The sequence below is a fragment of the Acinetobacter sp. UBA6720 genome, assembly GCF_002454215.1.
Taxonomy (GTDB): Bacteria; Pseudomonadota; Gammaproteobacteria; order Pseudomonadales; family Moraxellaceae; genus Acinetobacter.
Genome location: NZ_DKIK01000138.1, coordinates 1 through 8,327, shown reverse-complemented (window position 1 = coordinate 8,327; position 8,327 = coordinate 1). Strand labels below are relative to the sequence as shown.

General features: G+C 40.0%; 8 protein-coding genes. 7 read left to right on the top strand and 1 reads right to left on the bottom strand.

What is annotated here, in order from left to right; all coding sequences use genetic code 11:
* Nucleotides 1-45: 45 nt before the first annotated feature.
* Complete coding sequence (mnmG, locus tag B4F08_RS11735) at nt 46-1,926, bottom strand: tRNA uridine-5-carboxymethylaminomethyl(34) synthesis enzyme MnmG (protein ID WP_086207745.1); 1,881 nt, start codon at nt 1,924-1,926, stop codon at nt 46-48.
* 253 nt (nt 1,927-2,179) lie between these two features.
* Between mnmG and B4F08_RS11730 the strand changes: the two genes are divergently transcribed.
* The 7 genes from B4F08_RS11730 to purH all read left to right on the top strand — a co-directional run.
* Nucleotides 2,180-2,530 (top strand): hypothetical protein, encoded by a 351-nt coding sequence (locus B4F08_RS11730; protein WP_291374449.1) that lies wholly within the window; start codon nt 2,180-2,182, stop codon nt 2,528-2,530.
* A 138-nt stretch (nt 2,531-2,668) separates the two neighbouring features.
* Nucleotides 2,669-3,556 carry a bile acid:sodium symporter family protein gene (locus tag B4F08_RS11725; protein WP_291374448.1) on the top strand — a complete coding sequence of 296 codons (888 nt, stop codon included), beginning with the start codon at nt 2,669-2,671 and terminating at the stop codon, nt 3,554-3,556.
* Between the two features lie 45 nt (nt 3,557-3,601).
* Nucleotides 3,602-4,489, top strand: a complete 888-nt coding sequence (locus B4F08_RS11720; protein WP_086207748.1) for a bile acid:sodium symporter family protein — start codon at nt 3,602-3,604, stop codon at nt 4,487-4,489.
* A 109-nt stretch (nt 4,490-4,598) separates the two neighbouring features.
* On the top strand, nt 4,599-5,501 hold the full coding sequence (gene prmA / locus B4F08_RS11715) for a 50S ribosomal protein L11 methyltransferase (RefSeq protein ID WP_086207749.1): 903 nt from the start codon (nt 4,599-4,601) through the stop codon (nt 5,499-5,501).
* 18 nt (nt 5,502-5,519) lie between these two features.
* Nucleotides 5,520-6,419 carry a DUF3426 domain-containing protein gene (locus tag B4F08_RS11710; protein ID WP_086207750.1) on the top strand — a complete coding sequence of 300 codons (900 nt, stop codon included), beginning with the start codon at nt 5,520-5,522 and terminating at the stop codon, nt 6,417-6,419.
* Nucleotides 6,420-6,800: 381 nt separating this feature from the next.
* Nucleotides 6,801-7,070, top strand: a complete 270-nt coding sequence (gene fis, locus B4F08_RS11705) for a DNA-binding transcriptional regulator Fis (RefSeq protein ID WP_001086304.1) — start codon at nt 6,801-6,803, stop codon at nt 7,068-7,070.
* A gap of 91 nt (nt 7,071-7,161) precedes the next feature.
* Nucleotides 7,162-8,327, top strand: a 1,166-nt coding sequence (gene purH, locus B4F08_RS11700; RefSeq protein WP_291374447.1) for a bifunctional phosphoribosylaminoimidazolecarboxamide formyltransferase/IMP cyclohydrolase, incomplete at its 3' end; no start/stop codon positions are given.

The window sequence follows — 8,327 nt, the reverse complement described above, 5'->3', positions numbered from 1 at the left end:
AAAAAAAGCCCGCATAAAGCGGACTTTTTCAATAACTTTCAAAGATTAAGCAGATTTTTTCGCTTGTGCATTTTTACGGATCGTAATCATGATCAATTGCACTGCTGCAGGTGTTACCCCTGGAATACGATTTGCTTGAGCTAATGTTTCAGGACGCACATCTTTCAATTTTAAAGTAATTTCACGAGATAAGCCTGAAACGACATCATAATTAAAATCGGCAGGAATTTTAGTTTCTTCCAAACGCTTCATTTGTGCAACGTCTTCATGCTGACGGTTAATATAACCTGCGTATTTCACCGCGATTTCAATTTGATCACCCACTTGTGCAGACACTTCTGAACCTGTGAGTTCTGCAATTTGAGCAAACGAAATATTCGGGCGTTTTAACAAATCAATCGCTGAGCACTCTTTCGATAAATCTGCACCTGTCATTTCGACAAACTTTTTGCCCATCGGGTTGTTTGGTGCCGCCCAAAGGTGTTGTAAACGGCCTGTTTCCAACTCAACTGCTTCCATTTTTTCACAGTAAGCAGCCCAACGCTCGTCATCTACCAAGCCCATTTCACGACCCACTGGAGTTAAACGTTGATCCGCATTGTCTTCACGTAACATCAAACGATATTCGGCACGTGAAGTAAACATACGGTATGGTTCTTTCGTGCCTAGCGTAATCAAGTCATCCACCAACACACCCATATAGGCTTCATCACGTTTTGGTGTCCACTGCTCTTGATCCCACGCACGACGTGCAGCATTTAAGCCTGCAAGCAAGCCTTGCGCACCCGCTTCTTCATAACCCGTTGTACCATTAATCTGACCCGCAAAGTACAAGTTATTGATGGCTTTGGTTTCTAAAGTAAACTTTAACGCTTGTGGGTTGAAGTAATCGTACTCGATGGCATAGCCCGGACGTAAAATGTGCGCATTTTCCATCCCGCGAATTGAACGAACCAACTCAAACTGCACATCAAATGGCAATGAAGTTGAAATACCATTTGGATAAAGCTCATGTGTATCTAGGCCTTCAGGCTCTAAGAATACTTGGTGTGAGTCTTTATCAGCAAAGCGGTGAATTTTGTCTTCAATAGATGGACAGTAACGTGGACCCACGCCTTCAATAACACCAGTATACATCGGTGAACGATCTAAACCGCCACGGATGATGTCATGGGTTTTTTCATTGGTGTGTGTGATATAACAATTCACTTGTTCAGGGTGCATAGATGCATCACCCATGAAAGACATGGTCGGTGATGGGAAATCACCTGGCTGCGGAATCATCACAGAAAAATCAACTGAACGCGCATCAATACGTGGTGGCGTACCTGTCTTTAAACGTCCCACTGGCAAATTCAATTCACGTAAACGGTGAGCCAATGAAATTGAAGGTGGATCGCCTGCACGGCCACCGCTTGATTTTTCAAGCCCTACGTGAATTACACCCCCCAAGAAGGTTCCTGCTGTGAGTACCACTGTTTTCGCATCAAAGCGAATCCCCATTTGGGTCACAACACCTTTTACGGTATCACCATCAACAATCAGGTCATCTGCCGCTTGTTGGAAAATATCGAGATTGGCTTGGTTTTCTAAGGTGTCACGAATTGCAGCTTTATAACGAATACGGTCTGCCTGTGCACGCGTTGCACGAACGGCTGCACCTTTACGTGAGTTTAGGATGCGGAACTGAATCCCCCCTTTGTCGGCAGCCAATGCCATTGCACCGCCCAAGGCATCAATCTCACGTACTAAATGCGATTTACCAATACCACCAATCGCTGGATTACAGCTCATCTGCCCTAAAGTCTCAATATTGTGAGTTAAGAGTAAAGTCTGTCGCCCCATACGTGCCGCAGCCAATGCTGCTTCTGTACCTGCGTGACCGCCGCCGATAACAATGACATCGTAAACTTTAGGATAATGCATAGTGGTAAGGAGATTAAAAAATGATAACGAAAGATTATAGCAAATTTTCAATTGTAAGTTGACTGCTTCCGTAGAATTTATTGTATATGCCATCAACGTATTAGACCGTTCAAAGCTAATTTTATGTAAGTTGACTTGCAGTACAATAGCAAAAAATCAACAAATGAATCGTTTTGTTACCTGAAAAGCCTTGTATTAATTTGATCATTTTTTATTCTATAAATTGATCATACAACAACCAAAGGTAAACATTATGAATAAGAAGATTCTTTTTTCATCCATTCTCTGCGGTTTATTCTTTTCACCTTTCGTATCTGCCAATGACAAGGTCGAAAAAGTTTATGATAGCCAACGCTATCAACAAGTATGTAAAGGTAAATCTCAAGGAACAGCCGTCAGTTTTGCTTACCGTGGCATTATTTGGAATGGTACTTGTGAACCTCAATTTTTCCCGAGCTCAAAAAACGCCAACATTCATGGTGATGAGGCTGAATTAACCAGCATCTGCCACGGTGATCCTAAAGCAATGTCCATTAATATTGAAGGTAAAGAAATTAAAGGTAAATGTGCACTCGGATTTAGCGCACCAAAACCTAAAATGTAGATTAAGCCACTAAAATCAAGTTGTTTCACTAGGGTAAAAAATCGTCTTTTTTACCCTTTTTTTGCGTCTTGTAAATTATTGGATTCGGTATACACTCAAGCAAAGATGAAAAATAAAAACCAATAAAAAAGGGATTCCATGGATTCGGAATTATTTACTGTTTTTTTGCCTTTGACCTTGGCATTGATGATGATGGGATTGGGTTTACACCTACGACCCGTCGATTTTTATCGCCTCGCACAATACCCCAAAGTGATTTTTATTGCCTTATTTTCACAGTTAGTGCTACTGGTGGGCATTGCATTTCTCATTTGTAATTTTTTAAATTTATCTCCTATTTTTTCTATTGGCTTAATGCTTGTTGCAGCGTCACCCGGTGGACCAACATCAACTATCATGACCTATTTATTTAAAGGAGATATTGCACTCAATATCACCTTAACTGCGGCAAACTCAGTCATCGCGACATTTACCCTGCCGTTTATTCTTAATCTCTCCATGATATATTTTTTGCAAACAGCCCAACCCATTGATATACCTGCAACAAAAATCGCAAAAGTCTTTTTCCTGACTTTAGTTCCAGTCAGTACTGGGATGTGTTTACGTTATTTTCTTCCAAAATTTGCCATACGACTGCACCACCCTATGCGAATATTATCGCTTAGCTGCTTATTTTTTATTTTTTTCATTGCTTTATATCTAGAACGACACAATCTGATTCAATATATTTTTGAAGTTGGACCAGCAATTGCGTTATTTTGTTTCAGTAGCATGTTCATTGGTTTTTTTATACCTCACATTGCCAATATTACAGAAAAACAAGCATTAACCTGCTCATTTGAGATCACCATTCATAATACAGCGCTTGCGATTACTGTTGCACTGTCAGTATTGGGTAATACAGCCATGGCAATTCCTGCGGGAATTTATTCTATTTTCATGTTTGTTTTTGCCACCCTCTTTGGCTTATTGGTATCACAAAAAAAAGACCGTTTATTTTTCAAAAGGCAAAACTTAATAGACTAATTTCACAGCCGTTATTAATAATGATTTTAAGGAGAAAATAAGCGAATGGATTCTAGTATTATTACCATTTTTTTACCTATTGCACTTGCTATTGTTATGGCAGGTTTAGGTTTAGAGTTAACCCCAAATGACTTTAAGCGAGTCAGCAAACATCCTAAGGCTGTTCTTTTGGCATTGTTCTGTCAGCTCGTCATTTTGACCAGTATCGCGTTTGTCATTTGTAAAGTTTTGACATTACCACCATTACTCGCAGTTGGACTCATGCTACTCGCAGCTTCTCCAGGTGGACCAACAGCAAACTTATTTAGCTATTTATATAAAGGAGACATTGCTCTCAATATCACCCTCACCGCAGTTAACTCAATTATTGCTGCATTCACCTTACCTTTAATTGTCAACTTTGCAATTCAACATTTTATGAATGATGGTCAACATGTGGGCTTACAGTTCTCTAAAGTCATACAAGTCTTTCTTATCATTATTATCCCCGTGTGCTTAGGGATGCTGGTTCGGTATTTCAGACCTGAACTCGCCGATAAACTAAATAAACCCGTTCGAATATTTGCTGTAGTATTTTTAATCATCATCATTATTGGCGCGGTGGCTAAAGAGCGAAGCAATATCATGCAATATATTGGTGATGTAGGCCTAGCTACTGTTCTGTTCTGCATCTGTAGTTTAGTTATCGGTTATTTTGTTCCTCGTCTTTTTGGTATCAGTAGTACTCAAGCACGTGCTTGTGCCTTTGAAATTGGTATTCATAACAGTACTCTTGCCATGACGATTGCACTGACGGTAATGGCGAGTACGACCATTGCAATGCCCGCAGCTGTTTATTCTATATTTATGTATATCTTTGCTGCTATCTTTGGAACATTGCTCAACCGTTATGCTCCTTCCGTTCAACCCAGTATAGAACAAGCCCCAAATTAATGTTGTGCATAAGGATGCTTCGGCATCCTTTTTTATTTTGAGGAATGCTGTCGAACTGCGCACCGTTCCGCTACAATATTTATTTATACATAAATATTAGGTTATTCCTGTGAAGTGGTTACAAATTCATATTACGGTTGATCAAGCGCAAGTCGATTTTACTGAAACCCTTTTAGAATCGTTGGGTGCAGTCAGTGTCACATTAGATGATGCAGAAAACCAAGACTTACTTGAACCACTTCCTGGTGAAACACCACTTTGGAATAAAGTTATTGTAACGGGTATATATGCGCAAGAAGACGACGAAGAAATTGATGTAAACGCATTAGAAACTTTTATTCGTACTCAAATGCCTGATGCACCGATGCGTAGCGAATTTCTTGAAGATCAAGAATGGGAACGCACATGGATGGATGCCTACGAACCAATTCAAATTGCTGACAAGTACTGGATCGTTCCTGAATGGATGGACGCACCAGAGCCTGATGCGGTCAACATTAAACTCGATCCAGGTTTAGCGTTTGGTACAGGTAACCATGCCTCTACATTCCTTTGCCTTCAATGGCTAGGTAAAACCGATGTTAAAGACAAAATCGTGATCGACTACGGCTGTGGTTCAGGTATTTTGGGTGTTGCCGCTTTATTGTTAGGTGCAAAGAAAGTCTACGCAACCGATATTGATCCGCAAGCTGTTTTAGCTACGGAACAAAATGCACTATTGAATGGTGTTTCTGAAAACCTATATGTCGGCTTACCAGATGAGTTCAATTTAGAGCTAGCTGACCAAAAAGCAGATGTTTTTGTTGCCAACATTTTAGCAGGGCCTCTCATGATGTTAGCGCCACAGTTCGCAACTTTAATTAAATCTGAGGGAGAGTTCGCACTTGCAGGTGTAATTGAAGAGCAAGTTTCTGATGTTTCTAGTGTTTATTCTGAATTTTTTGATATATTAGAGGTCGAAAAACGCGATGAAAACTGGTGCCGAATTTCGGGTAAACGCCACACCCTTTAAATGAACCACTAAAACACTATGAGCGACAAACAAACATCTTGCCCAAAATGCTTAACTATCTATAAAGTAAGTGTTGCACAACTGACCGTTGCACAAGGTATGGTTTGTTGCCCAAAGTGCTCAATGACCTTTAATGCCCTTTCACATTTGACGACGGGTCATGCGGTTAATGAGAATGAGGAAAAAGCGTCGAATTTGAATAACTATTTAGAGCCTTCAAATCCAGCGCTTTCATCCACTCATATCGACAGTATCCATTTTGATCTATCACAATCTGCTGCTCTTTCGATGACCACAGCGAACTTGCTCGATATTTTCAATTTGAAAATTGAACATTCCAACATTGATCTCAAAACCTATTTAAATAATTTAAATTACTTTAGTACCGATCCAATTGGTAACTATCCTGCGATGAACTTAGCTGAGCATAGTCCAGCTAAACCGCCAAAACGTCCCATGTATTATGTGCTTTGGGGAATGATCAATTTTGGTTTATTGGCACTATTGTGCTTTCAATATTTATGGTTTAACCCACATATCATTAATAACAGCCCAGCATTGGGTGCAACATATAACAAAGTTTGTCTTGTACTGAATTGTAGTAGCCTTCAGGAACGCTACAGCCTCATTAGTATTAATAAGTTAAAAGTTAAAAGTACAGGCTCACAGGAAACCCAGTTTTCAGGGGAGCTCATCAACTACCATGAAACGAGCTTACCTTTGCCGATCATCAAAGTGATCTTAAAAGAAGATGGTGAAATAGATTCAACTTATCAATTGCATTCCAATGACTATTTGATCGACAGTCTAGTTGGGATTAAGCGGATTCCTAAAAATAGTCCATTCAAATTCAAATTTAGCCTGCCAGTAAGCCGTAAAAGCTTCAATCATTACAGTTTAGAAATAGTCCAGCCCTAAAATTTAAAAAAAATGTAAAAAAAGTGAAAAAAAATGCAGTTTTCTTGCTCACTTTTTCTTAGACAATGGTATGATACGCGCCACGAAAGCTTAGTGCTGCAATCTCCTCAGTCTTTTAATACAAATAGAACATCAGCTAAAATACGCGTTATCCAAATATCGCGTATCGAGCAGATTTTTTTTGTTTAAAAAAGGTCAGTAACAAATATTTAACTATTGTTACGCTTATATTTCGACCAACTTGGCGATATTGTGGCATGCTAAATGTACAGTTTTAGAACTACTCGTTTTAGGATCTAAAACGAAGTTCATTTTAATTTTAGACCACTTTATATATGTCACTTTACCCAAGTGATATTTAGATTTTTCGGATTAATTCGCATGAATAGCAAATCTCCTATTTTTACTGCACAGTCTGATGTCGCTCTTCGTATTCACGTAGATCGCGCAGTTCGCCACTATTTTGCACAATTGCAAGGCGAGCAACCATCTCAGGTCTACGACATGGTGCTAGCAGAAATGGAGAAACCTCTTCTATCTGTAGTTTTAGAATATACCCGCGGTAACCAAACACGTGCTGCGGAGATTCTAGGTCTTAACCGTGGCACTTTGCGTAAAAAGTTGAAAGCTCACGGTTTAATGAGTGAATAAATGATAAAATGCTTGCGGCTTCCGCGGGCATTTTTTTTACCTGCTATTTTTGGCTTTTTTGTTTTAATTCTTGATAACTGTGACGAAGATCATGACCATTAAACGCGCTTTAATCTCTGTTTCCGATAAAACTGGCATTGTTGAGTTCGCTCAAAATCTTGTAGCTCTTGGGGTAGAAATTTTATCTACTGGCGGTACATATAAGTTGTTAAAAGACAACAATATCGCTGTAGTCGAAGTTTCAGAGCATACGGGTTTCCCAGAAATGATGGATGGTCGTGTAAAAACGCTACACCCGAAAATTCATGGTGGTATCTTAGCTCGTCGCGGTCTAGACGAAGCTGTGATGGCTGAACACAACATTGATGCGATTGATCTTGTGGTTGTGAACCTTTATCCATTTGCTGCAACTGTAGCTAAACCAAATTGCTCACTTGCAGATGCGATTGAAAATATCGACATTGGTGGCCCAACTATGGTTCGCGCTGCGGCAAAAAACCATGCATCTGTGGGGATTGTAGTTAATGCTACAGACTACGACACTGTTGTTGCTGAGCTAAAAGCAAATGGTGCTTTGTCTTATGAAACTCGTTTTGATTTAGCCGTTAAGGCATTTGAGCATACAGCACAATATGACGGCATGATTGCTTCTTACCTAGGCGCTCGTGTAGGCAAGGAAGAAGGTCAAGCAGACAAGTTTGCTCGTACTTTTAATACACAGTTAAATAAAGCTCAAGACTTGCGTTATGGTGAAAATCCGCATCAGTCAGCAGCATTCTATGTAGAAAGCACAGCAACTGAAGCTTCTGTTTCAACAGCGAAACAACTGCAAGGTAAAGAACTTTCTTATAACAACATTGCAGATACAGATGCCGCACTTGAATGTGTGAAATCATTTGCAAAACCTGCTTGTGTTATTGTTAAACACGCAAACCCTTGTGGCGTTGCGGTGTCTTTAGATGGTATTCAAGCAGCATACGACTTGGCTTATGCAACTGACCCTGAATCAGCTTTTGGCGGCATCATTGCATTCAACCGTGAATTAGACGTTGCAACTGCACAAGCCATTGTAGATCGTCAGTTTGTTGAAGTGATCATTGCACCGAGCATCGCTGAAGGCGTGCTTGAAGTCACTGGTGCAAAGAAAAATGTTCGTGTACTCGTTTGTGGTGAATTACCGGCACTTGATGAGCGTGCGCCACAATTGGACTATAAACGCGTAAATGGCGGTTTATTGGTTCAAGACCAAGACTTAGG

Excerpts from the sequence above, each read along its gene's own strand:
- B4F08_RS11720 (WP_086207748.1), top strand. The coding sequence starts at position 3,602 with ATGGATTCTAGTATTATTACCATTTTTTTACCTATTGCACTTGCTATT.
- B4F08_RS11710 (WP_086207750.1), top strand. The coding sequence starts at position 5,520 with ATGAGCGACAAACAAACATCTTGCCCAAAATGCTTAACTATCTATAAA.
- mnmG (WP_086207745.1), bottom strand. The coding sequence starts at position 1,926 with ATGCATTATCCTAAAGTTTACGATGTCATTGTTATCGGCGGCGGTCAC.
- fis (WP_001086304.1), top strand. The coding sequence starts at position 6,801 with ATGAATAGCAAATCTCCTATTTTTACTGCACAGTCTGATGTCGCTCTT.
- B4F08_RS11725 (WP_291374448.1), top strand. The coding sequence starts at position 2,669 with ATGGATTCGGAATTATTTACTGTTTTTTTGCCTTTGACCTTGGCATTG.
- B4F08_RS11730 (WP_291374449.1), top strand. The coding sequence starts at position 2,180 with ATGAATAAGAAGATTCTTTTTTCATCCATTCTCTGCGGTTTATTCTTT.